The organism is Paenibacillus sp. FSL H7-0918 (genome assembly GCF_038007025.1).
Taxonomy (GTDB): Bacteria; Bacillota; Bacilli; order Paenibacillales; family Paenibacillaceae; genus Paenibacillus_AQ; species Paenibacillus_AQ odorifer.
The window spans coordinates 90,370-112,830 of sequence record NZ_JBBOWJ010000003.1 but is presented as its reverse complement, the minus strand read 5'-3'; the positions used below and the strand labels follow the sequence as shown (position 1 = coordinate 112,830).

Annotated in this window: 19 protein-coding genes; 3 read left to right on the top strand and 16 right to left on the bottom strand. The window is 43.1% G+C overall.

Annotated elements, in window-relative coordinates:
• Window positions 1–690: 690 nt before the first annotated feature.
• Window positions 691–1,266, bottom strand: a complete 576-nt coding sequence (locus MHI15_RS20380; RefSeq protein ID WP_076190209.1) for a hypothetical protein — start codon at window positions 1,264–1,266, stop codon at window positions 691–693.
• Window positions 1,267–2,297: 1,031 nt separating this feature from the next.
• On the opposite strand from MHI15_RS20380, the gene xerS reads away from it, so the two are divergent.
• Complete coding sequence (gene xerS, locus MHI15_RS20375; protein WP_076190208.1) at window positions 2,298–3,380, top strand: tyrosine recombinase XerS; 1,083 nt, start codon at window positions 2,298–2,300, stop codon at window positions 3,378–3,380.
• Window positions 3,381–4,050: 670 nt separating this feature from the next.
• Here the strand turns inward: xerS and MHI15_RS20370 are convergent.
• The 8 genes from MHI15_RS20370 to MHI15_RS20335 form a co-directional block, all read right to left on the bottom strand.
• Complete coding sequence (locus MHI15_RS20370; protein WP_339187253.1) at window positions 4,051–5,313, bottom strand: molybdopterin molybdotransferase MoeA; 1,263 nt, start codon at window positions 5,311–5,313, stop codon at window positions 4,051–4,053.
• A gap of 168 nt (window positions 5,314–5,481) precedes the next feature.
• Entirely contained in the window at window positions 5,482–5,988 is a 507-nt protein-coding gene (locus tag MHI15_RS20365; protein WP_076130052.1) for a DUF4178 domain-containing protein, read from the bottom strand.
• Between the two features lie 14 nt (window positions 5,989–6,002).
• The gene (locus tag MHI15_RS20360) at window positions 6,003–6,407 is read right to left on the bottom strand and encodes a DUF350 domain-containing protein (RefSeq protein WP_341164770.1); all 405 of its coding nucleotides are present in this window, start codon (window positions 6,405–6,407) and stop codon (window positions 6,003–6,005) included.
• A gap of 123 nt (window positions 6,408–6,530) precedes the next feature.
• The gene (locus tag MHI15_RS20355) at window positions 6,531–7,199 is read right to left on the bottom strand and encodes a PspA/IM30 family protein (RefSeq protein WP_036687619.1); all 669 of its coding nucleotides are present in this window, start codon (window positions 7,197–7,199) and stop codon (window positions 6,531–6,533) included.
• A 70-nt stretch (window positions 7,200–7,269) separates the two neighbouring features.
• A complete protein-coding gene (lpdD, locus tag MHI15_RS20350; protein ID WP_256721057.1) occupies window positions 7,270–7,608 on the bottom strand; it encodes a prenylated flavin chaperone LpdD in 339 nt (112 codons plus the stop codon).
• Between the two features lie 24 nt (window positions 7,609–7,632).
• Window positions 7,633–8,565: a dihydroorotate dehydrogenase gene (locus tag MHI15_RS20345; RefSeq protein WP_076098788.1), complete on the bottom strand. Its 933-nt coding sequence runs from the start codon at window positions 8,563–8,565 to the stop codon at window positions 7,633–7,635.
• Window positions 8,558–9,262 carry a dihydroorotate dehydrogenase electron transfer subunit gene (locus tag MHI15_RS20340; protein WP_076190203.1) on the bottom strand — a complete coding sequence of 235 codons (705 nt, stop codon included), beginning with the start codon at window positions 9,260–9,262 and terminating at the stop codon, window positions 8,558–8,560. Before MHI15_RS20340 ends, MHI15_RS20345 begins: the two co-directional genes overlap by 8 nt.
• Window positions 9,263–9,349: 87 nt before the next feature.
• On the bottom strand, window positions 9,350–10,384 hold the full coding sequence (locus tag MHI15_RS20335; RefSeq protein ID WP_076190202.1) for an NADH:flavin oxidoreductase/NADH oxidase: 1,035 nt from the start codon (window positions 10,382–10,384) through the stop codon (window positions 9,350–9,352).
• Between the two features lie 187 nt (window positions 10,385–10,571).
• Here MHI15_RS20335 and MHI15_RS20330 point away from each other — a divergent pair, with 187 nt between their 5' ends.
• Entirely contained in the window at window positions 10,572–11,453 is an 882-nt protein-coding gene (locus tag MHI15_RS20330; RefSeq protein WP_076184412.1) for a polysaccharide deacetylase family protein, read from the top strand.
• 88 nt (window positions 11,454–11,541) lie between these two features.
• Here the strand turns inward: MHI15_RS20330 and MHI15_RS20325 are convergent, their stop codons facing one another.
• Window positions 11,542–12,198 carry a 3D domain-containing protein gene (locus MHI15_RS20325; RefSeq protein ID WP_076130047.1) on the bottom strand — a complete coding sequence of 219 codons (657 nt, stop codon included), beginning with the start codon at window positions 12,196–12,198 and terminating at the stop codon, window positions 11,542–11,544.
• Window positions 12,199–12,598: 400 nt separating this feature from the next.
• Between MHI15_RS20325 and ppk1 the strand changes: the two genes are divergently transcribed.
• Entirely contained in the window at window positions 12,599–14,713 is a 2,115-nt protein-coding gene (ppk1, locus tag MHI15_RS20320) for a polyphosphate kinase 1 (RefSeq protein WP_076190201.1), read from the top strand.
• On the opposite strand, the gene MHI15_RS20315 is transcribed toward ppk1, so the two are convergent.
• The 6 genes from MHI15_RS20315 to glgB all read right to left on the bottom strand — a co-directional run bounded on the left by MHI15_RS20315 (window position 14,661) and on the right by glgB (window position 22,394).
• Window positions 14,661–16,190 carry a Ppx/GppA phosphatase family protein gene (locus tag MHI15_RS20315; RefSeq protein ID WP_076190200.1) on the bottom strand — a complete coding sequence of 510 codons (1,530 nt, stop codon included), beginning with the start codon at window positions 16,188–16,190 and terminating at the stop codon, window positions 14,661–14,663. The two genes, ppk1 and MHI15_RS20315, sit on opposite strands and share 53 nt — an antisense overlap.
• A 162-nt stretch (window positions 16,191–16,352) precedes the next feature.
• Entirely contained in the window at window positions 16,353–17,075 is a 723-nt protein-coding gene (locus MHI15_RS20310) for an amino acid ABC transporter ATP-binding protein (protein WP_076130044.1), read from the bottom strand.
• Window positions 17,062–17,727, bottom strand: coding sequence for an amino acid ABC transporter permease (locus MHI15_RS20305; protein WP_232061382.1), 666 nt, complete (start codon window positions 17,725–17,727; stop codon window positions 17,062–17,064). Before MHI15_RS20305 ends, MHI15_RS20310 begins: the two co-directional genes overlap by 14 nt.
• Before the next feature lie 112 nt (window positions 17,728–17,839).
• Window positions 17,840–18,658 carry a transporter substrate-binding domain-containing protein gene (locus tag MHI15_RS20300; RefSeq protein ID WP_036687634.1) on the bottom strand — a complete coding sequence of 273 codons (819 nt, stop codon included), beginning with the start codon at window positions 18,656–18,658 and terminating at the stop codon, window positions 17,840–17,842.
• 326 nt (window positions 18,659–18,984) lie between these two features.
• Window positions 18,985–20,409, bottom strand: coding sequence for a glycogen synthase GlgA (glgA, locus tag MHI15_RS20295; RefSeq protein WP_036687636.1), 1,425 nt, complete (start codon window positions 20,407–20,409; stop codon window positions 18,985–18,987).
• Window positions 20,410–20,456: 47 nt separating this feature from the next.
• Complete coding sequence (gene glgB / locus MHI15_RS20290) at window positions 20,457–22,394, bottom strand: 1,4-alpha-glucan branching protein GlgB (protein ID WP_076218219.1); 1,938 nt, start codon at window positions 22,392–22,394, stop codon at window positions 20,457–20,459.
• Between the last annotated feature and the right edge of the window lie 67 nt (window positions 22,395–22,461).

The following is a 22,461-nucleotide window of genomic DNA, read 5'->3' as shown; positions in this document are numbered from 1 at the left end:
TATAATGTTAACTATATGTATTATTAATCATATTAATCACTTTCCTTCTCTTAGCCACTTATCAAAAACTTCTTCATGCACTAAGTATCTTCGACCAATTACGAGTAGTATTGAAGTGATATTTGCGCCAAATTGTGGAGTTTCTTTATATATAAGGTTTATCCATGATTTAGCCCCGTTTTCCTGATTTCCTACCCCATCCAATTATGAAAGTGTAAGCAATCCATAACGAGCCGTGAAGGTGAATTGCCGTAGGCAAGAGGATGGTGCGGCAGGTCTATTATTTTGACAGTACTGCTTGCCAGTGCTGGAAATATAATAGAGTTGGTATTAGCATCCTGATTTTAACTTGAACTATGAACAATAACTAAAGTGCAAGGTCAAGTACACCGTCATAAAACTTGCACAAGACGCAAGTAGTATTCCGTAGCCATCCAACTGCATTGGCTGTCCTCAAGTTGATTATGGTTATGTTGAGTTTAACTATTCCTCTCACATCAATTCTAAGCTACGATTTGTTTGATTACTCTCATATTTCAGACTTCTATGTGGGTAGTGATCACTTTAGTTGCATGAAGATATGTTAATTGTTACCATCTCCAATCATATTTTAAATTGCAACACAAAAATGCCCTACCAAAATGTTCGACTGGCAGGGCATTAAATATTTATGTTCTATAGATTAAATCTTTAGAATTGTCTTGCACTTACATCAACATTAAGCGCATGTCCAGTGGTACTGTAGATATATACTCCAAAAGTATCAGTTATTCCGCCACCTAACATATCCTTAAATGAGATTGTTTTCTGCTCACCAGCAGCAATCTTAACATCTGTAAACACGCTACCATTCAATTTTATTTGAAATTGAACTGGATTACTGCTCTTATTCTTCATCCAAATATTTAAGTTAACACCATCAGAAGCTGTACAAGTAAATGAATCATTAAAAGCTCCACCTGTATGAGAAACAGGGATTATCTTATACGCCTCTGAGAAAAGTGAAACTAATGGTGGTTCAATCCCATTTCCAACCTGTAACCTCGTACCTGGCCCTTCAATAATATTATTTTCAAAAGTATATTCACCAAAATGAATTACATCAGTATTTTCAGAGAATGGAGATACTGTAGAAACTTCAGACACTGGAGTTACTGTAGATACTGTAGAATTTTGCGTCGTCGTTGAATCTCCAAAACTTGTTGCAGAAGCAGCAGGAGTCAACAGAAGAGATGTTGCTAAGCCTAGTTCTAGTAGTTTAATCAAATAAATCGCCTCCCAGAGATATATTAATTTGGATTACATTGTTATTATACCATTATTACCCTTATTTGTTTATAGTATCTTATTACTATAATTACTAATCTGTTTATAAGTATCATATCTTCTACAATTTTTGTTTTCAATCGACAATTTTTAATATTTTTCCACACATCATTTACCTTATATTGTAATTTACGTGGATATTGTTTTACATTAAAATCCCCTAATTAATTATTTTATTAGTTATTTGAATCATTTACACTTGTGTAATTGATAGAAAACAACTAGCTAACAGTAACATTATCCTTAATTATACAATTTTACTGTTATAAACATAAAAGAAACACCTGACCAACTTTTGTAGGGAGGATGAAATTTCGTCCCCCTTTGCTGTTACATAAGTTCAATACACCCCATCGTTCAGCAAAATTTTGCGTAATGTTAGTTATTTCGTATCACCATAGCGCTCCGTCAAATTTGACGGACAGGTTAGACAATGTATGTTCAACATCCCCCCTTTACTTGCTTTGGGGTTCCCAAAACGGTAGATGTCTGTCAATTATCGTGAATCCCGACAATCGGAAATTTTCCGGTGGCTACATCCCCTAACGGTTCAAGAGTTCATAAGTATTAATCCTATTTACAGAAAATCCGTGATTTGAACGGTGAATTATATATGAGTTTCTGTTTTCCCTTTTAGGGTAAACATTGTCACATGCTTTGACTCGGTTTAGAAATCACAAATAGGTCACAAAAAGCAGTCAAAACGACTTATTTTCAGTCATTTATCAGTACAAGTCAGTAAATACAATTTCGTCACTAACCCTTTAACAGTAAGCTTTCTCAGTGTTTTCAAGGCTTTTTCAGAAGGCTAAAAATAGCCCATATGATTTTTACTTCACATCATAAAGCTTAGCGGCATCAGGAGCAAGGCTCGGACCTAGTTTCCCCTTCATTCGAAGTCCAATCTGGGACAAAACATGTTAAGATAGAAGGAAGAGATTTTATGCAATCTATGGAAAAAGGTGAATCACATGAGCGTTCAAAAGAACGATGACCGTAAAAAACTTGATCAAAAGCTACCCCTCATGCCCTGGTTCGTTCAGCAGTTTATTGATTATAAACGCCCTGATCTCTCCCCTTCCACACTGCTGGAGTATATCCGGGATTATGAATCTTTTTTCGGCTGGTTGCGTGCAGAGGGCTTATCTCAAGCCGGCTCAAATACCGAGATCACACTTCTAGAATTGGAAACCCTACATATGGACAGTATTGTCGGATATCGGTTGCATCTAACTACTCGCGCCGAGGGAACGAACACTCGAGTTACTGTATCCCGTAAGTTATCTGCATTACGCTCCTTATTTCATTATTTAAGTCAAATCGCCGAGGATGAGAACTTTTATCCATTGCTTAAACGCAACATTATGGCTAAGGTTGAGGTCAAACGAACACATAAGCCAAAGGATACTGCCGCTAAGTTAAAGGGTAAGATTTTGGAAGATGAGGAATTACTGGAGTTTGTGGGGTACATTTATGAAGGTTATGGACGGGATGTGGAAGGTAACAAACAGGCTTATTATTCGTTTCAATTAAATCATGAGCGCGACGCCTGTATTGCCAGCTTAATTCTGAACTCTGGCCTGCGTGTGTCTGAGGTAGTCAATCTAAACGTAGACGATTTGGATGTTAACAACAAGCTGCTATATGTCACCCGCAAAGGGAATAATGACGAAACGTTCAAGACACCTGTCTATTTTCGAGAGCAAGCTAAAGATGATCTAGCTCTTTATCTTAGTCTGCGCCAATCTCGCTACAAAACACCCAAGAGAGAAAAAGCCTTGTTTATCTCTCTCCCTAACGGGCGTCAAGAAGGCAAACGTATGACCAAACGTGCGATTCAAGAAATGATTATTAAGTACGCTAAACGCTTTGGTAAACCGTATCTTACGGTTCATAAGCTGCGTCATTCTTTTGCAACAGATTATTATCTGCAAAATGATATTTATAAAACGAAGGAACAGCTCGGGCACGCATCCACCGAAACAACTGAGATCTACGCTCATCTAACGGATAAAACGATGTCCGAGGCGATCGAGCGGCGTACCGATAATTAATCATCACCAAGGGGAGCTTATACTTCGGATGAGTAGCCGCTCTTCGCTAGTGCAGAGTTGTTATCGGTCTCAGCGGACCTTAAATGCAGGATTATCTCACATTTGGGTGGCTAACGGACCCCCAAGGTCGCTATTGGCCTGAAATACGTAAATATGAGCTCCATTCTATGAAATAGCGACGCTGAGGTCCGAAACCCCGCTTAAAAGGTGATAAATAAACAAATAAGATCATCTGAGTCCTTAAGCATCCGCGGGGGATTAATCTCGGCAGTGGTGTAGGCTAATAACTCCAACCAGCAGAGCAGCGACTCTTCCGATAGGAGAATTGCTATGATAGTGTTGCCTACCCGGGCATTTCATTCTCGCTTTTTTTCAAATTTGAGTACAACCGGCGGGCACCCCTAACCCTTTTATTGTTGCACTAAAAACCCACTTACGGTACGCAAGTGGGTTTTCTTATTCTAGTTTCTGGGGTAAAATCTCCCTTTAAACCGGTTGTAAGCGACTATTGGGTTAGCGCGAAAACTGTTTTTTGTTTATCTATTGTGAATTTTTCATATGTTGAAATGTTGGCAATAATAACGTTGGCTTAGCAATTATATGGCGATTTCTGTGCGTGCGTGGATATCAAATACCTTTTAATCATCGATGGCCAGAGTACCCTCCACATCTAGCCCCGAATCTCTCCTGGCAGCTTGATCACTGTTACCTTATCTCCGGCAGATAGCCCCTTTTCTTCTGGGGGTACAACTATCAGACAGTCGCTATCCTTGATCGTGACCGTTACGGAAGATTCATCAATGAGTGCCGGATAAGCAAACAGGCTGCCGTCTTTAATTTCTAACCGAGCTCGCACAAATCTAGTAAAATTATTCACTCTTTTATAATCTGTGCCGAGTGTAGCGCTCCATTCCGGTAAAAAAGGCTTAGAAGAACTTTGCATCAGTGAAATCACAGGTCGTGCAAACAGTTGAAACCCAACGAAACAAGCCCCCGGATTTCCTGATAAAGCTAACAGCAGCTTACCCCCTCTAACCGCAGCAGTAGTTACGCTTCCCGGACGCATCGTCACTTTGTTGAACAACATATTACCACTTTGTTCGCGAACCAAGTCGCCCATGATATCATAATCCCCCACAGAAACGCCACCCGTTGTAATCACAAAATCATAAGTTTCCAGCGCCATCTGTACTTTACTTCTAGCCAGCTCCAGATCATCCACAATAGAGCCTAACATTACTGGAACCCCCCCTGTTTCTTTGACTAGAGCTTCTAGCATAGGGGAGTTACTATTGCGGATTTTGCCAGGCTCCAGCGGCTCATGCACTTCCAGCAGCTCTGTTCCTGTGGCAAAGATGGCTACCTTGGGACGACGATAGACTTTCACGGTATGTAATCCAAACGCTGCAAGAACAGCTATATCCCCCGCAGAGATTAACCTTCCTGTAGGCAATACAAGATCACCTTGGCTTAATTCGAAACCTTGAGGTGTGATATTGCTGTTTGCTTCTAGTTTTTTTCGAATACCAACGTAAGTCTTTCCTTCCTCTTCACGTCTCTCCGTGACCTCCAGCATCACCACAGCATCTGCACCAACCGGTACTTGTGCACCCGTCATAATTCTTGCGGCTGTTCCCGGAGTTATATCTACCGCAGGCACTGCGCCACACGGAATATTATCCACAATTTCTAACCATACCACTTGTCCATTAACACAGTTACGGGTATCCCCCGCGATAATCGCATATCCATCCATACTAGATCGATTAAACGCAGGAAATGGGTGTGGAGCAATCACCTTTTCAGCCAAATAACGTCCACAACACTCATCCAGCGATACGTCTTCTGATTCTAGCGGATTGGCATATTTGATTATTTTGGCCTGAGCTTCTTTTACTTGCAGTGCTTCACGCTGAAATTTATTATCCTTCATAAAGACCTCCGCTCTGAATCGTCGATGTTTGCAGTAATAGGTATTATTTTAACATGAGACCTCTTGAAGTAAAATTATAAACACAAAAGGCCACCATCCATGTTTATGGGCAGCAGCCTTTTCTACAATATTTTTTCCGGTATAGTGATCCATTACTTCTCTACTAGGCTAGGATGCTCTAATTACCTTTACATCCCCAGGGATTATTTTCTCCCCTTCATAAAGCATAAACCGTCCATGTTGCCACTCTACACGCAGTAGACGTGAATCATCTGATTGATATTGCCACACATGCTGCTCTCCACCATTCATAAATGGCGTCTGACCTGCAACAGCGACAAAACCTTCATATTCTTCCTCCAGGAAAAATGTATAGCCATCGAGCTCAAGCGTTGCTGGAACCTCAGCAGGATTATCTAACCGCCCATCGATAGGTCTGTACAATCCATATTGCAGCTGTTCCCGCTCTTCTATATGAAGATAAGCTATCTGGCTTCCATCTCTAAGGGTCAGAACTACAGCATTACGGCCCCGATTATGTGTCCGGCCAGTAACTTCATAGGTGACAAGCGATACTTCACAAATGTCTCCGGGAGACAAATTAAGCATACTTTTTTGAACTTCCTGAGGCGCTGGCTTAGAGAAAAGGTTACCTATACGTTTCCACATACTCAACTTGATCGTTCCTCCTACATAAAGGCAGTAATAATTAAAGCACCCGTAATTTGCAGTGAACCTGATAGCAGGCCATATCCGATTTTACCAAGCTGTGTACCATGATCCAGATCCAGCTTCCCCCAATTTGCTAGTAGAAGTCGAACCGTTCTTTCTAAAATTAACAAAAGCAAAAATGATACCAACGAAATCAGAAACGCATCTGGCAAACTATTGGAAGCCGCTATCGATGAAGATAAAATGAAGGCCTGAGCTAAAAGCTTCATTACAAACCGTGTAGTCACCGCCATATTTCCAGCCTTTAACTCTTCTATATCGTTATAACGAGTAAAAAGTGAATCTATATACATCAGTACAAACAGCAACACAGCGCCGCTCACCGTCCACACGACCATGGACACCAGAATATGGAGATCCATTCTATAGCCCCCGCTTAATCATTTTGCATGCCTTTCATAAGCATAGATAAAGCGAAGAAGAAACGAATTTCTGTCTCCCCTTCGCCTGTGAACACCAGCCGTGAACCGGCTAAAGATCAAATGTTATTGCTTCTCGTATTGTTTCATCAGAGCCGCCAGTTCATCTTCAACCGCTTGATCTTTGTTCAGCTTCTCGAATTCATCATCCAGAGATTTATTGCCTGAACTCATCTCATTGCTGGCTTCAGCCTGAGCTTCTGCTTGCAGCATTTTATCTTCCATACGTTTGAGTCCTGCAGACGCTGAATCGGAACTAAATCCGCTCATTGCTTTGTTGATCTCGGTTTGAGCTTTGGCAGCATTATAACGTGCAACCAATGTCTCACGTTTGTTCTTCATTTGGGTAAGCTGTTTGCGCATCTCTTCAAGCTTGCCACGAAGGTTATCCGCAGAGGCTTTGTTCTGATCAAAGCTGGCTTTGTATTCTACCAGTTTAGCTTCAGCAGCATTTTTCTCTTCCAGAGCGCGGCGAGCAAGGTCAACATTACCCGCTTGAGCTGCTGCATGAGCCTGTTGGGTACGTTTGTTAACAAGCGCTTCTTGTTCTTCATACAGCTGTTTGAATTTCTTCTCAATGGCGATTTGCGCCGCTACAGCTTTTTCTGCATCTTCTAAATCTTCGGTCATATCACGAATGTATTGATCTGTCATTTTAATCGGGTCTTCTGCTTTGTCAATAATCGCGTTCACATTAGACATGGTTAAATCGCGCAATCTTTTAAATATAGACATGGTTTCATTCCTCCAAAAGATAATTTAATTCCTCACATGCTATCTTTTACGTAGAATTGCCACTACCGTTTCATATTTGTTGCGCTAAATATTGATTTACTTTTAAATTCACAATTTCCACGACTTCCATAATACCTTCTTTCGTGAGATTGTCGTAATGAATCCCCATCACTACTGTGACCGTCTTGTTCAGCGCTTCAGCTACTCTGATCGCAATGGGCTCGCTTATCGTGTGCTCTTTATGATGAGGAACCGCTGAAGTCAGTACTTTAATCTGCTCCCCCTCCAGATAAGCAGTACTCGTGGCACCAATATGCCGAACCCCTCCACTAATTAAGAGCAAGAGATCACGTCCGACAGCCGTCGCCTTCAGCTCAATATTCTCAGGATCAATCTGGTTAGTAGTCAATAGTATTCCCCTCACTACTTCACTTTATATAATGCCCCGTATTTCCTCTAGTGATTGAATATTTTCTTCAACCATAAATTGCTCAAGCTCTGCAACTAGCTGACTACCTGCACGCAAGTTCATGAAATTATAAGTTCCCACTTGGATAACTGCAGCACCTGCCATAATAAACTCGATGATATCCGTTGCTGAAGTGATGCCACCCATTCCGATCACGGGAATCGTTACGTTTTGTGCAACTTGATGCACCATACGCAGAGCGACAGGCTTAATCGCAGGTCCAGACAATCCAGCATATAAGTTATTGAATACACTGCTTCTACGGCGGACATCAATCTTCATTCCTGAGATAGTGTTGATGAGCGAGACAGCGTCTGCACCCTCCTCCTGACACATTTGTGCCATTTCAACGATATTTTCGGCTCCCGGCGACAGCTTTACAGCGAGGGGCAGTTTAGTTGCGCGTCTAACAGCCTGTACTACTTTTTGAGCTTCTGAAGTTTGGATCCCAAACGCAATGCCGCCCTCTTTAACATTTGGACAAGAAATATTCAATTCAATCATGTCTACTGCTGTCTTACCTGCACTCGCACGAGCATCTGCATCCCGCTGAATCATCTCAGCTCCAAGAACATAATCTTCAAGTGTGCCTCCACCCAGGTTGACCAAACGAGCGGTGTCGAGTGTTTCCCAATAAGGGCATTCTTTATCTAAAAATGCAGCTACACCCGGATTCTCGAGTCCCACACTATTCAGCATACCAGAAGCTGTCTCGTATACACGAGTGCCGGGATTCCCCGCTTTCGGATTGAGGGTTAACCCCTTGCCAGAGATTCCGCCCAGCAGAGACACATCATACAGCTTGCCATATTCACGGCCAAAACCAAACGTTCCAGAGGCCATTATAATTGGATTTTTAAAATGAACGCCAGCAATTGTTGTGTTCAACTTAGTCATGGAAAAGCACCTCCTCAGAAAGAAACACAGGTCCGTCTGCACAGGCCTTCTTTTGACCATCACGGCAGGATACACTGCAGACCAGACAGGCTCCAATCCCACAAGCCATTCGGTTCTCTAGAGAAAGGTATACTTTCGTTCTACTGCCTGCTTCTTCAGCAGCAATGCCTTTACGTTGAGCAGCTTTAAGCATAGGGTGTGGGCCGCAGACAAAGACATGATCATATTGGCTGAAATCCACACTATCCAAAATTAAACCGCCAACATCGACTACAAGCTCACTTGCAAGTGGGCGAAACGCTTCTGTCCGGTAAGCTTCACGGCTAAAGCCCAAAAAAATATCACTCCCCGGATGCTGCTTCGCACAATAATAAAGCGGTGCAATTCCGATCCCACCGCCGATGAGTGCAACCTTCCCTTCGACCTGTGGAAATCCATTTCCAAAAGGGCCCTCAAGCTCTACCGAATCACCTGAACCCAGTCGTGAGAATATCTCCGTACCTTCCCCAACTACGTGATACAGAAATTCAACACTATCCTCGTGTACTTCATGTATACTTAAGGGTCTGGATAGGATGGGGTAAGCTCCCCATGCCCGTAACATGTAGAATTGACCCATTGCTCCGCCACTATTCGTCTCTACCTTAAGGTGATACACACCATCTGTCAGCCGTTCGTTACTTAGAACCGTCCCCACGTTATCAAGCTCCTTCAAATTTTATCTTTATTAAGATTGCCTTAGAAGGAGCATAAAATCTGTGACAAACTTCACACCGAAAATGGTCTAGCCTCTTTTCCAAATCCCACGTTCATAAGGTTTAGGTACATCATGTACGCCACCAAGCGCTTCTTCAGCATGTAAAGCCCAATAAGGATTACTTAACATCCCACGGCCAATAGCTACAAGCTCCGCCCTTTTTTCTGCAATGATGGACTGTGCCTCAGAATAGGCTTCAAGCCGTCCTACCGCAATTACTGGCACTTGTAATCCACTGCGAATATATTCTGCCAGATCTGCTTGGTAGGCTGGGCCCGCATTAGGTCCACCATTAGAGCCAATGGGACCTTCACCACCTGAAGACACATGGAACATATCCACTCCAGCATCCTTATATCGGCGGCAAAACGCCAGGGCATAGTCAGCATCATATCCACCATCAACATATTCTTTCGCGGAAACCCTCATGATCAAGGGCATATCTACTGGCACTACTTCTCGGATTGCTGTAACTACTTGTACTCCAAAAAGTGCTGGATCTTGTCCATATTCATCCAATCTGATGTTGGTCAGAGGTGAATGAAACTGGTGAATTAAGTAGCCATGCGCACCATGAATCTCCACAGTATCAAATCCTGCCTCCACAGCTCTACGAGCGGCAGCACGAAAGGCTTCTATCATCTCAAGGATGCCTTCCTTAGAAAGCGCCTGTGGCTGCTTAGAACGAGCATCAAATGGAATTGCAGAAGGGGCAACCGGCGGTTCAGCATCGACTGCTTTACGTCCAGCATGACCTAGTTGAATGGCTATTTTTGCCCCATAGGCATGTACACTATCTGTGAGCTTACGATAAGCCTCTATATGTGTATCACTCCAAATCCCTGTATCCCGGTTCGTTATTCTACCGTCCGGATGGACTCCAGTCATCTCAACAATAATTAGACCAGTACCTCCAATAGCACGGCTTACATAATGAACAAAATGCCAATCATTGGGAATGCCATCCTCTTTATCCACCGAATACTGGCACATAGGCGGCATAACAATACGATTTTTCAGCGTTAAACCCTTCAATTCATAAGGTGCAAACAATTCTGACATCCTTGTCCCCATCCTTCCACCTGTCTATAATTGGCCCGGGAATATCCCGTTCTATTTAGTATACACGCATTAGGGTGTGCAAGAAATCTTTACCAGAGCCCTTGAAGAAACGGCATAAATTCATCCTTCAATGGAGATAACAATGAAGAATATGGTGATGATCAGGTAGTAAAGGAGGCATATGGGGATGTATGATCAACGGAGAGTCCAGAAACTGCTAGTAGTATTAGGATCAATCATTGTCCTGCTATTTCCAACCTCTTCAGCAGAGGTTGCTTCAGCCCCAGCTCAGAGTCAGAAATCCTCACAGGATCAAATTAAAAGCACGCAAACCACTGACGAAGACAAGGCGATATCTGCGGGAACTTCTACTACAAATAATTCAACGAGCAGCAACAATAAGAACACTAAGGGCTTGTCTCTGAGTCAGCTATTACACAAATATCCCGAGACCTTTAAGACCAGCGGTCCTCGGAATAAAGTCATCGCCTTAACTTTTGATGATGTGCCTGACCCAAGGTTTACACCCCAATTGCTAGATGTTCTTAAGAAATATCATGTCAAAGCTACCTTCTTCGTGGTGGGAAGCCGAGCTGAGAAACATCCCGCTCTAGTGAAGAGGATGATTAGAGAAGGACATGCTATTGGAAATCACTCTTATGATCATCCTCAGTTTGTGAAGCTAAAGATGCATGATTTCAGATCACAGATCATTGAGACCGAGAACATTATTCAAACCTTAGCCGGATATAAACCACGCTTGATTCGTCCACCCTATGGAGATATCTCTGAGCAACAGTTGAGATGGGCAAAAAATCATGGTTATAAGCTTGTAAATTGGAATGTGGATTCGTTGGACTGGAAGGGACTTTCCAAAACTCAAGTTAGAAATAACATCTTAGCTAATGCTGGAAAAGGAGCAATTATCCTTCAGCATGGTGGAGGTGGGCCGGGTAGTGATCTTCGCGGAACGATTCAGGCTTTACCTGAGGTTATCACGATTATGCGTAAACGTGGCTATTCCTTCGTTACCGTTCCTCAATTGCTGCAGGTCTCTAAAAATAAATAAACAAGAAACGGAGGCAGCCGCTAAGGACTCCCTCCGTTTCTTGTTTAACCTATTTAAAACCATTTCATATCTCTATATTTTTATCTAGCTATTTAACAATGTATAATTGTACATATTGATAACCAAAATCGGCTACAAAGCTTTGGCTGCCTGGGATAAAGATATCGATCCGGTTACCTTTAATGGCACTTCCCATATCGGTTGCAGTAGCCAGAAAAGCTTCTTTAGGCAATCCTGCGTGTGAATGTCCGGTAACCAATACTTTTGTTCCGAGAGGAATTACACTTGGATCAACTGCGATGGTTCCTAGCTTGAGTGGGTTCCCGAAATAATCAACGGCACCCCAGCCTCCATTCTCACTAGCCGCTGAGGAATAAGCAGAAGCCTTAACTTGTATCGATTTCTCGTAGTTAAAGGACTTGCCCCATGCTTCAACTGTTTTTGATTCTGGAGTAACATTCAGGCTTGGTGTAAGCACTGGAGTTTCTGTCGTAGCCACAGACTCTGCTTGCATTTTACTTGGGATCGTTATTTTAAGTCCATCGTAAATATTAAGAGCAGCAACGTTTGGATTAGCTTTCATTAAATCATTAACACCGACATTGTATTGCTGAGATAGAGTATAGAAAGTATTGCCTTCCTTTGCAATATGAACGCTGTCTGCAAAAGCAGGAGCGGTGTGCAGCAATGCACTAATTCCCATAACTGCAGCAAGGGTTTTAATGGTTCTGAACTTGTTCTTCATAAATGCCTCCTCTTTAGATGGGCGTAAGCGGTATGACTTCCGTATACGCTCGTGTACATTTCCTGTACTTATGTACATCTTGTGTGATGTCCTGATGTATTGTTGTCATTTGTAAAACTGACAGGACTTAATATATCACAATTTTGTAACCTATGCGTATGTAATTGTTACCATTCTGAAATAACATGTTTAATTATTGTCTTTTGTCCATTAAGAAGTTAACGTAATTTTGATTATGTTAACTAAAAAGCGACAATCACATCCTATTATATAAGATAATTAAATAATATTCTTTGAGATTTTACATAGATTTAACATTTCGTGCCTCATCCAATAGTAAAATGATAGAATATGATAAATAGATTTGAGATATAGACATCGAAGCATATTTGGAGGTCCCATGAATACAGAAGAGATTAAAAACAATCAGAGCAGTCCAGCCACTGCTTACCTCAATAGGGATTTGAGCTGGATCGAATTTAACCGCCGCGTACTCAAGGAGGCGCAGGACCCTGATAACCCTTTAATGGAACGTGCCAGATTTCTGGCGATCGTCTCGAGCAATCTGGATGAATTCATAAGCGTTCGTGTGGCGGGAATTCAGGATCAGATCCGGGCGGGCTATACTAAAAAAGATTTCACAGGCTACACCCCTTCCGGGCTGTATAAACGCCTCATCAAACGCGTAACCAAAATCATTGCCGATCAATACCGGACGTTCCGTGATATTTCGCGGAGTTTGCATAAAGAAGGCATCGTATTCGTGGATTATGAGGATCTTACCCATGCCCAAGAGCAGTCCATAGAACAGTATTACCGGGATATCATCTATCCTGTACTTACGCCAATGGCTGTTGATCAGAGCCGGCCGTTTCCACTCGTGCACAGCCAGTTTATCTACCTAGCTGTTGTTCTTACTCGTAAGAATGGTCTTGAAGAGGAGCCTTATTTTGCTATCCTGCAAATTCCTTCGAATCTGCCAAGATGTATCCCTCTTCCCCACCGCTCTAATAGTAAGAAAAGACAATTTGTATTTATTGAAGATGTGATTCGCCATCACATTCAAACCTTATTCAGCGGTTACGAACCTGTTGCGGTTAGTGAGTTTCGTTTGACTCGTAACTCAGATCTTACGATCGATGAGGAAGGTGCAGAGGATCTGCTGGAAGAGATCGAAAAAGAGCTGCGCAAGCGTCGTCGCGGGGTGCCAGCCCGTTTGGAAGTACAAAAAGGTATCCATCCCTATGCTCTTGAGCAGCTGCAAGCGGAATTTGAGCTGGAGGACTTCGTATTTGAAATTGAAGGTCCGCTTGATCTAGGCTTTCTTCGTAATTTTGCCGGAAGCTTAAAAGGTTTTGGTTACATGAACTATCCACCTATTGAGCCGGTTTATCCTGCTGAATTTCAAGAAAATGAGGATTTCTTCGAGGTGCTGCGTGAACGGGATGTATTAGTCTACCACCCTTACGAGTCTTTTGATGCAATGACAGACTTTATCATTCAAGCTTCAGAGGATGAGCAAGTGATGGCGATTAAAATGACCTTATACCGTGTCAGTGGAAATTCTCCACTTATTACTGCACTAGCCAATGCTGCGGAGTCTGGTAAGCAAGTTACAGTGGTTGTAGAGTTAAAAGCTCGATTTGATGAGGAACGGAACATCGCTTGGGCACGCCAGCTTGAAAAATCAGGCTGTCATGTCGTTTATGGTCTGATCGGACTCAAAACGCATGCCAAAGTGACCTTGATTGTCCGCCAGGAAGGCCCTGAACTGCGCCGTTACGTGCATGTAGGCACAGGAAACTATAATGACAGTACAGCCAAGGCCTACACAGATCTCAGTCTATTCACCGCCCAAAGCGATATCGGACTGGACGCTTCTGAGCTGTTTAATCAAATGACTGGATATTCGGCTAATTTTGACTGGCATTCCTTCATTGTTGCGCCGACGAATATGAGCTTATCCCTGCAAAAGCTAATGATGCGTGAAGCTGAACATGCACGGGCAGACAGACCCGCTCGCATAATCGCCAAGATGAACTCGCTCTCTAATCAGCAAGTAATAGACGATTTATATAGCGCAGCCCAAGCCGGTGTCTCCATTGACTTAATCGTGCGAGGGGTTTGCTGCCTACGTCCGGGAATAGAGGGCTTAAGCGAAAACATTACCGTACGCAGTATTGTAGACCGTTTTCTGGAGCACTCCCGGATCTATTATTTCGAAAATGGCGGCAAACCTGAGGTGTATTTATCCAGTGCCGACTGGATGACTAGAAACCTAACCCGCCGGATTGAGCTGATGTGTCCTGTCAGAGACAGCGGCATCCGTAAACAGATCGTCAAAATTCTAGAGTTGTCTCTAAAAGATAATGTTAAAGCCAGCTTCTTGCAGGCTAATGGATATTACGAACAACCAGACGACAAAAAGGCCCCTTTCCGGAGCCAGTTTGCTGCGATGGATGTTACACGTTGGAAGGGAAGCCGAGTTTTACCTTCACCGCCCAAGCATTCTTAAATGCTTTTATCGCGTTCTCAATGTCCTCTAGGCCAATTAGCAGTGACGATGCGCCCTCTAAGTCCAGATGAAGCGTATTGCCGTGCAGATTGGCCTTCAGGCCGCTTACAATTCCAATCTCCGTGCTGTCCAGCGCAATGCTAAGCTGGACAAGCGATCCGAGCTTATGAATCCACTCTTCGTCGGATGGCAGCAAAATGTCCTTATGTTGTTGGGACAATTTCTGCTTCCGGCTTTTTGTGCTGTATGAGGCAATCATAGCGCAAAGAATAAGCTGACGGTGGGTAAGTCCACGAATCGGTGAATTCATCAACCAATACAAAGTATGTCTTTTAGATTGGTAATAGTTAATATTCGTTCCCGTACGATGCAGCATGATGGACACGTAAATTAACATCTCGTGCTCTGCTCTATTCGATTCATCTTTAAATGCGTCAAACAGGCTGAGTGCTAGCTTGTTGATATGATCTAAATACCGTTTAGAAGTATGAATATCAAAGCGAATGATCGTGTTTAAGCTATATTCCAATGCACTATCACGCACTGGCTGCTCCGGCTCCAGCAGATCATGCAGCAAGCCTTCTCTGAGCCCTTCCCCGCTGATTACCGCCTCACTCGCCCCAATATACTGATACACCGTATGGAAAATAATCAACCCGGATACAATGATATCCGCCCGACTCTTAGATAATCCATCTAAATCCTTACGTTTTTCGTAAGGCATTGAAGGTAGGGTGTTCATAAAGTGCTCGATCGTCTCACTGGTCATCGTATAGCCATGGGAGTTAGGCAATGAGTATGCTCGTGACTTCTGATCCAGCTTCCCTAAGGAACGAACCGTCCCTCCTAAACCGAATAAAGGAAGTCCAGCTTTGGCATTTAGCCAATCATGCTCAACCAGTCTGCCCAGGACAAAGGTCTGCAGCTTGTGAATCTGCTCATCGCTCCAATTCCCACCTTGACCGAACATTAGGTTGGTATTTACTGCCCCGAACGGGAAAGAAATGCTGTGTTGATAACGCCGCTCACAAAAAAGAGTGATTTCAGTACTCCCGCCACCAATATCAATGACATAACCATCCTCTACATTAAAGGCATTAATAACACCCAAGAAGCCATAATATGCCTCCTGGTGGCCACTGATCACCTCAATCGGAATGGAAGAGGATTGTGACAAAAAGCTTATTATTTCACTTGAGTTAGCCGCATTACGAATGGCTGCCGTTGCACCCGCACGAATGGTTTCCACTGCAAAAGCATTGCAGATTTCCTTAAACTGCCGCAAGACCGGAACAATCGTTTCCATGTCCTTTTGTTCCAGTCTATTCTCCTTCGTAATCTTCTCACTAAGGCGAGCGGAGTACTTACACTCCTTGATGATCTTATAGCCTCCTTCGCGCGTTGTATCATAAATTACAAGACGAATGGAGTTCGAACCAATATCAATAATGCCTATCCGGCGTAGATCATCTCTCATTATGTATGTACTCCTTTTCCTGTTGATTGACTGACCATCTATTATACATGGTTTACATAAATAAATGAACTCAGCCCCCAGCGATATATTCCCACATTACCCTCAGGACCCTATAACAAAACGGCCACCGGATACTTGTCCAGGGCCGTTTTGACGAATTCTTTATAATACTTTACTTAAAAAATCCTTAGTCCGAGCATGTGTAGGATTACCAAATACTTGTTCAGGAGTACCCTGTTCAACGATGAACCCGCCATCCATAAACAGTATGCGGTCACCCACTTCACGGGCAAAGCCCATCTCATGTGTAACAATAACCATTGTCATTCCGTCTTCGGCAAGCTTTTTCATAACCTCAAGTACCTCTCCTACCATTTCCGGATCAAGCGCTGAGGTAGGCTCATCAAAAAGCATCACATGCGGCTGCATGGCTAATGCACGAGCAATCGCGATCCGCTGCTTTTGTCCACCGGACAATTGAGCTGGATAAACATCCTTTTTATCTTCAAGGCCTACAGTCTTGAGGAGCTCCATTGCGAATTTATCGGCCACAGCCTGCTGCTGTTTTCTTACTTTAATCGGTGCGAGCGTAATGTTTTGCAGAACGGTTTTGTGCGGAAAAAGGTTGAACTGCTGAAAAACCATCCCCATCTTCTCACGCGTTGCATTGATATCATGCTTCTTTGAGGTGATCGATTCCCCTTCAAAAGTGATCTCGCCACCTGTAGGCTGCTCCAATAAATTCAAGCAGCGCAGAAAGGTACTTTTTCCCGAACCACTGGGCCCGATTACAACGACAACCTCACCCTTTTTAATCTCCAAATCGATTCCTTTGAGAATCTCCAGCTTTCCGTAATGCTTCTGCAGGTTCTTAACGGCGATCATCGGTATTCAGCCTCCTTTCGAGTCTACCTAGGATCTTGGAAAGCGTAAATGTTAGAACAAAATACATAAATGCAGCAATCACGAGTGGTGTCATGCCATCATACGAAATCGTTGTAACTGTACGAGCTTGAAACATCAAATCCGTTACTCCGATAAATGAAATAATCGATGATTCCTTGATAATGGTAATGAACTCATTACCGATTGCCGGAAGAACACTTTTAAGTGCCTGAGGAAGTACAATATGACGCATGGTCATCCCTTGTTTCATTCCAAGTGAACGTGCGGCCTCCGTTTGTCCACGATCGACACCCTGAATCCCGGCACGAAAAATTTCTGCCAGATAAGCAGAACTGTTAATGGAGAGTGTAATCGCCCCGGACTGAATCGGAGTAAACTCAATCCCAAATGTCGCCAGCCCGTAATGGATGAGAAACAATTGCACAAGCATTGGAGTGCCCCGCAAAAATTCAACCCAAGCTGTGGCTAAGAAACGTAACACTCTCCATTTTGACATCCGTAGTAGAGAGACGATAATCCCAAGAATGAAGCCAAATAATACACCAAGAACAGCAAGTAGCAAGGTATATTGTAGTCCAGTCAAGAAAAGATCACGATAATCATAAGCCATTCTAAATAAAGTAATATCCAATATCTTATCCTCCTATCTCCAAAAAAATAGAAAATAGCAAAGTTCCGCTATTTTCTGTAATACACATACATTTTACTTCAGCAGACCTAAAGAGCAATATACATTCCATTCCTTACTTCGTGCTTTCAGCAAGCTCGCTGGCAGCCGCTACATATTCATCAATCTTACCTTCTGATTCTAGACGTTTAAGTGTAGCATTTACTTTATCCAGAAGCTCTGTATTGCCTTTTTTAATCCCAATTGCGTATCCATCATCTTCTACTTCAGGCTTAGCATCGGTAATTACAAGACCCGCTAAATTCTTAACAAAAGATTTGGCTACAGGTCCTTCAATAATTGCTGTATCGATACGGTTAGATTGCAATTGCAGAACGATCTCGGAGATTTTACCAAGAGAAGTGATCTTTGCGCCTTCAATCTCTTTGGCGATTTCTTCTTGAATAGAGCCTGTCTGTACACCAATTTTGGTACCCTTCACCGCGTCCATAGTAGCGTATTTATCTTTATCTGCTTCGCGTACTACAATAGCTTGTTCTGCTTTGTAATAAATATCTGAAAGTTCAACCGCTTTTTTGCGTTCTTCAGTCGGGCTAAGACCGGAAATCACCATATCTACGCGTCCACTGGACAATTCGTTAAGCAGTGAATCAAAAGGCAGATCCTTAACTTCAAGCTCAGCGCCCATGTCGGCAGCAATTTCCTTAGCGATGTCGATATCAAAACCTACGATGGTATCTTTTCCGTCCACTACTTTATGGAATTCGTACGGAGGAAAATCTGCACTTGTTCCCATAATCAGCTTTTTAGTAACTGCACCGGAATTTGCATTACCACTAGCAGCGGTATCATTATCATTTTTATTTTGACCGCAGCCTGAAAGCAGACCTACCGCTAATACCATTCCTAAACTAAGTTTACCCCATTTGTTCATTTCTATATCTCCCCTATTCATATGAAAAAATCTAAGTTGACCCAATGACTGACTTATTATAAATCAGAACGCATGAATATGCAAAGGCATAATTGTGACAATAACTTCCTTTTAATGGATTTCTATGAGGGGAATTCTATAATACGCAGCTAAAAAATCACTTTTATTCACGTTGAAGCTAAATTTATACATTTTTACTATCCCCTATACTGGCTAAATCATTCGACTGTTTATTCCTAATTTCATAAAAAAAGGACTGCTCCCAGAGTATTTACCATACTCCCAGGTGCAATCCCTTATTAACCCATTACAGAATTCGTTAAACTTTATCTGGTTATATCATCGTAGATATCCATGTACTGCTGAGCGGATACATTCCAGCTATAATCTCCCGCGAAAGCATTTTTTGTGATCTTTTTCCAATGTTCAGGCTGCTTGTAAAAAGAAAGCGCCCGGCGCAGCGTAAACATCATATCGTGTGCATTATAATTGCTGAACGTAAAGCCATTGCCTTCACCGGTTTCTTCATTATAAGCGTGCACAGTATCATTTAGGCCACCTGTCTCACGGACAACGGGTATGCTACCATACCGTAAAGCGAGCAGCTGACTGATGCCACAGGGCTCAAACTTAGACGGCATAAGGAAGATATCGCTGGCAGCATATATTTTTCGTGAGAGTGCATCATTAAATAAGATCTGTGAAGACAGCTTGGTCGGATACCGCCATGCCGCTTCCTTGAACCAACGCTCGTAGGATTCATCACCTGTTCCAAGCAGCACAAATTGAATATCATCGTGATATAGCAACTCATCCAGCACTCGGGTAAGCAGATCTAAACCTTTGGAGTCCACGAGACGCGTGACCATGGCTACCATTGGGATATTAGCATCCACAGGTAATCCCAGCTCTTCCTGCAAGGCTACTTTGTTCTCCGTCTTCTTGGTCAAATTAGAACGATAACGGGTAACAAGGCTCGAATCTGTCGCTGGATTATAACTTTTAGTATCAATGCCATTCACAATCCCACTTAAAACATCTGACCGTGCGTTCAACAAACCATCCAAACCGTAACCATAATAAGGTGTGCGAATTTCTTCTGAATAAGTCGGACTGACGGTCGTGACCCGATCACTGAATACAATCCCGCCTTTTAAGAAATTCACATTACCATAGTACTCCACACTACCAAAATAGCTGCTATCCAGACCTAACAGCTCTCCAAGTACCTCATAAGGAAACACTCCCTGATACAACAGGTTATGTATTGTAAATACACTCCGCATTTCACTGTAAAATGGATTGTGGCGATAATGCCCCTGTAGCAGCATTGGAATTACGGCCGCGTGCCAATCATGGCAATGCAGTACATCAGGCTGGAAATCAATGGCTGGCAGACACTCCAGCACTGCACGATTATAGAACGCAAACCGTTCACCATCGTCCATATAACCATAAATTCCATCACGGCCAAAATAATACTCGTTGTCGATAAAATAAACGGGGATACCCTCATAGATAATGCGTTCAATTCCACAGTATTGTTTTCGCCAGCCAATTGGAACATACACTTCCGTTAAATGCTCCATTTGAGCGGTGAACTTGTCAGGAATCCCACGATATTTAGGCAAAATCACTCGTACATCTACCCCGGCAGCCTTCAGCGCTTTAGGTAATGCTCCAATGACATCGGCCAAACCACCCGTTTTGACAAAAGGATGGGCTTCAGCTGCGGCAAATAAAACCTTCATGATTATTTCCCCCTTAAACTGTACGGATTCTCTATTCGTACTTAGATCTATAACTCTTTTGCCTCTTTATTCTTACCCATTCGTGACGTTTTTTTAAACACCAGAAAGCTAAGGGGCGGAAGAGTCAGCTCTATGCTGTTCACCTGATTGTGCCATTCCAGCTTAACGCTCTTTTGAGGGACATTGTGCAATCCGGAGCCACCATACTCTACATTTTCTGAGCTAAAGAGCTCTTCATAAGTCCCGGCCCGTGGCACGCCTATACGATAATTGTGCCGTTCTACCGGTTGAAAATTGATGACTATAAGCAGCGTATCTCCTGGTTTCTTCCCTCGGCGTATATACGAAATCACACTTTGATCATTGTCATCCGCATCAATCCACTGATAACCCTCTTGAGAATGATCCAGCTCCCACAACGCTTTTTCGGAGCGATACAGTTTATTAAGTGCAGCCGTGTAGGCAAGCATACGACGATGGCTCTCATAATCCAACAGCAGCCAGTCCAGCTGCTCCTGATCCTTCCACTCGATAAACTGACCGAATTCCCCACCCATAAACAGAAGCTTTTTACCGGGATGAGAGATCTGATATCCCAGCAGCTGCCTGAGGCCTGCGAACTTTTGTTCATAAGTACCCGGCATTTTGTCTAACAAAGACTTCTTGCCGTGAACAACCTCATCATGCGATAGCGGCAATGCGTAATTTTCGGCATAAGCATAACATATTGGGAACGTAAGTAAATTATGATGATAAGGGCGCCCACCAAAATCATGTTCTATGTAGCCTAGCGTATCATTCATCCAACCCATATTCCATTTGTAATTGAAGCCAAGGCCCCCTTCATGCACTGGTGCAGTAACCCCTGGCCAAGCACTGGACTCCTCCGCCATCATCAATGCTTTTGGGAAATAATGAAAGATAGCCTTGTTCAGATTCTGGATAAATTTGATGGCCTCCAGATTCTCCAATCCACCATTAACATTCCGCCGATATTGATGATCCCGCTTTTCGAAATCTAGTCGAAGCATACTCGTAACCGCATCTACACGCATTCCGTCGATATGATAATACTCGAACCAAAACAGCGCATTAGAAATAAGAAATGAAGAAATCTCCGGCTTACTGAAATCAAACGAAAGTGTCCCCCAGCCTGGTTTTTCAGCTAACATTGGATCGGCATATTCATAAAGTGGCGCTCCATCAAACATACGTAATCCGTGTGCGTCTTTGGCAAAGTGAGCGGGAACCCAATCTAAAATCACACCGATACCTGCCTGATGCAGCTGATCGATCAAATACATCAACTCATGGGGTTCGCCATAACGGCTGGTTGCCGCAAAATACCCCGTCCCTTGATAACCCCAGGATAGATCATATGGATGTTCTGCCAGCGGCATAAATTCCACGTGTGTATAATTCATCTCCACCAAATAAGGAATCAACAGCTCGCTCATTTCCCGGTAGGTGTAGAACTCTCCATCCTCTTTTTGACGCCAGGTACCGAAGTGCATTTCATAAATGTTCATTGGTTGTTGATATGGAGCTTTGCTTTTCCGACGCCATGCTGCATCTCCCCAGCGGTAGCCATCCAGTTCTGCTACTACCGAAGCCGTTGCCGGTCGAACCTCAGCTTTAAAAGCAAAAGGATCCGCTTTAAGGAAACTTGATCCATCTGAGGCAAGAATCCTGTATTTGTAAAAAGTTCCCGGCTGTATTCCCGGAAAAAAACGACTCCAAAATCCTGAATCGGGTATCTTATATAACGAGTCCACGCCCTGTGTTCCGTCCCAATCATTATGATCACCAGCTAGTCCTACATATGTCGCATGAGGAGCCCACACGGTAAAGCGCACACCGGTAACGCCTTCTTCAGCGGCAGTGTGTGCACCCAGCATAGAATAGCTGCGATAATTGGTGCCCTCATGGAACAGATAGATATCAGCAGCTGACGGAAGGGTCTCGATTTTTGCTTTTTCAGCCAATTCTACACCACCTTTTTCAATGTGCTTGTACCTATTACCTTACCCGAATATTACCATTTTGAAAATG

Excerpts from the sequence above, each read along its gene's own strand:
- MHI15_RS20355 (WP_036687619.1), bottom strand. The coding sequence starts at position 7,199 with ATGTCTATATTTAAAAGATTGCGCGATTTAACCATGTCTAATGTGAAC.
- xerS (WP_076190208.1), top strand. The coding sequence starts at position 2,298 with ATGAGCGTTCAAAAGAACGATGACCGTAAAAAACTTGATCAAAAGCTA.
- MHI15_RS20360 (WP_341164770.1), bottom strand. The coding sequence starts at position 6,407 with ATGGATCTCCATATTCTGGTGTCCATGGTCGTGTGGACGGTGAGCGGC.
- glgA (WP_036687636.1), bottom strand. The coding sequence starts at position 20,409 with ATGAAGGTTTTATTTGCCGCAGCTGAAGCCCATCCTTTTGTCAAAACG.
- MHI15_RS20330 (WP_076184412.1), top strand. The coding sequence starts at position 10,572 with ATGTATGATCAACGGAGAGTCCAGAAACTGCTAGTAGTATTAGGATCA.
- MHI15_RS20315 (WP_076190200.1), bottom strand. The coding sequence starts at position 16,190 with ATGAGAGATGATCTACGCCGGATAGGCATTATTGATATTGGTTCGAAC.
- MHI15_RS20300 (WP_036687634.1), bottom strand. The coding sequence starts at position 18,658 with ATGAACAAATGGGGTAAACTTAGTTTAGGAATGGTATTAGCGGTAGGT.
- MHI15_RS20325 (WP_076130047.1), bottom strand. The coding sequence starts at position 12,198 with ATGAAGAACAAGTTCAGAACCATTAAAACCCTTGCTGCAGTTATGGGA.
- ppk1 (WP_076190201.1), top strand. The coding sequence starts at position 12,599 with ATGAATACAGAAGAGATTAAAAACAATCAGAGCAGTCCAGCCACTGCT.
- MHI15_RS20345 (WP_076098788.1), bottom strand. The coding sequence starts at position 8,565 with ATGACTAAGTTGAACACAACAATTGCTGGCGTTCATTTTAAAAATCCA.
- MHI15_RS20335 (WP_076190202.1), bottom strand. The coding sequence starts at position 10,384 with ATGTCAGAATTGTTTGCACCTTATGAATTGAAGGGTTTAACGCTGAAA.
- MHI15_RS20370 (WP_339187253.1), bottom strand. The coding sequence starts at position 5,313 with ATGAAGGATAATAAATTTCAGCGTGAAGCACTGCAAGTAAAAGAAGCT.
- MHI15_RS20310 (WP_076130044.1), bottom strand. The coding sequence starts at position 17,075 with ATGATCGCCGTTAAGAACCTGCAGAAGCATTACGGAAAGCTGGAGATT.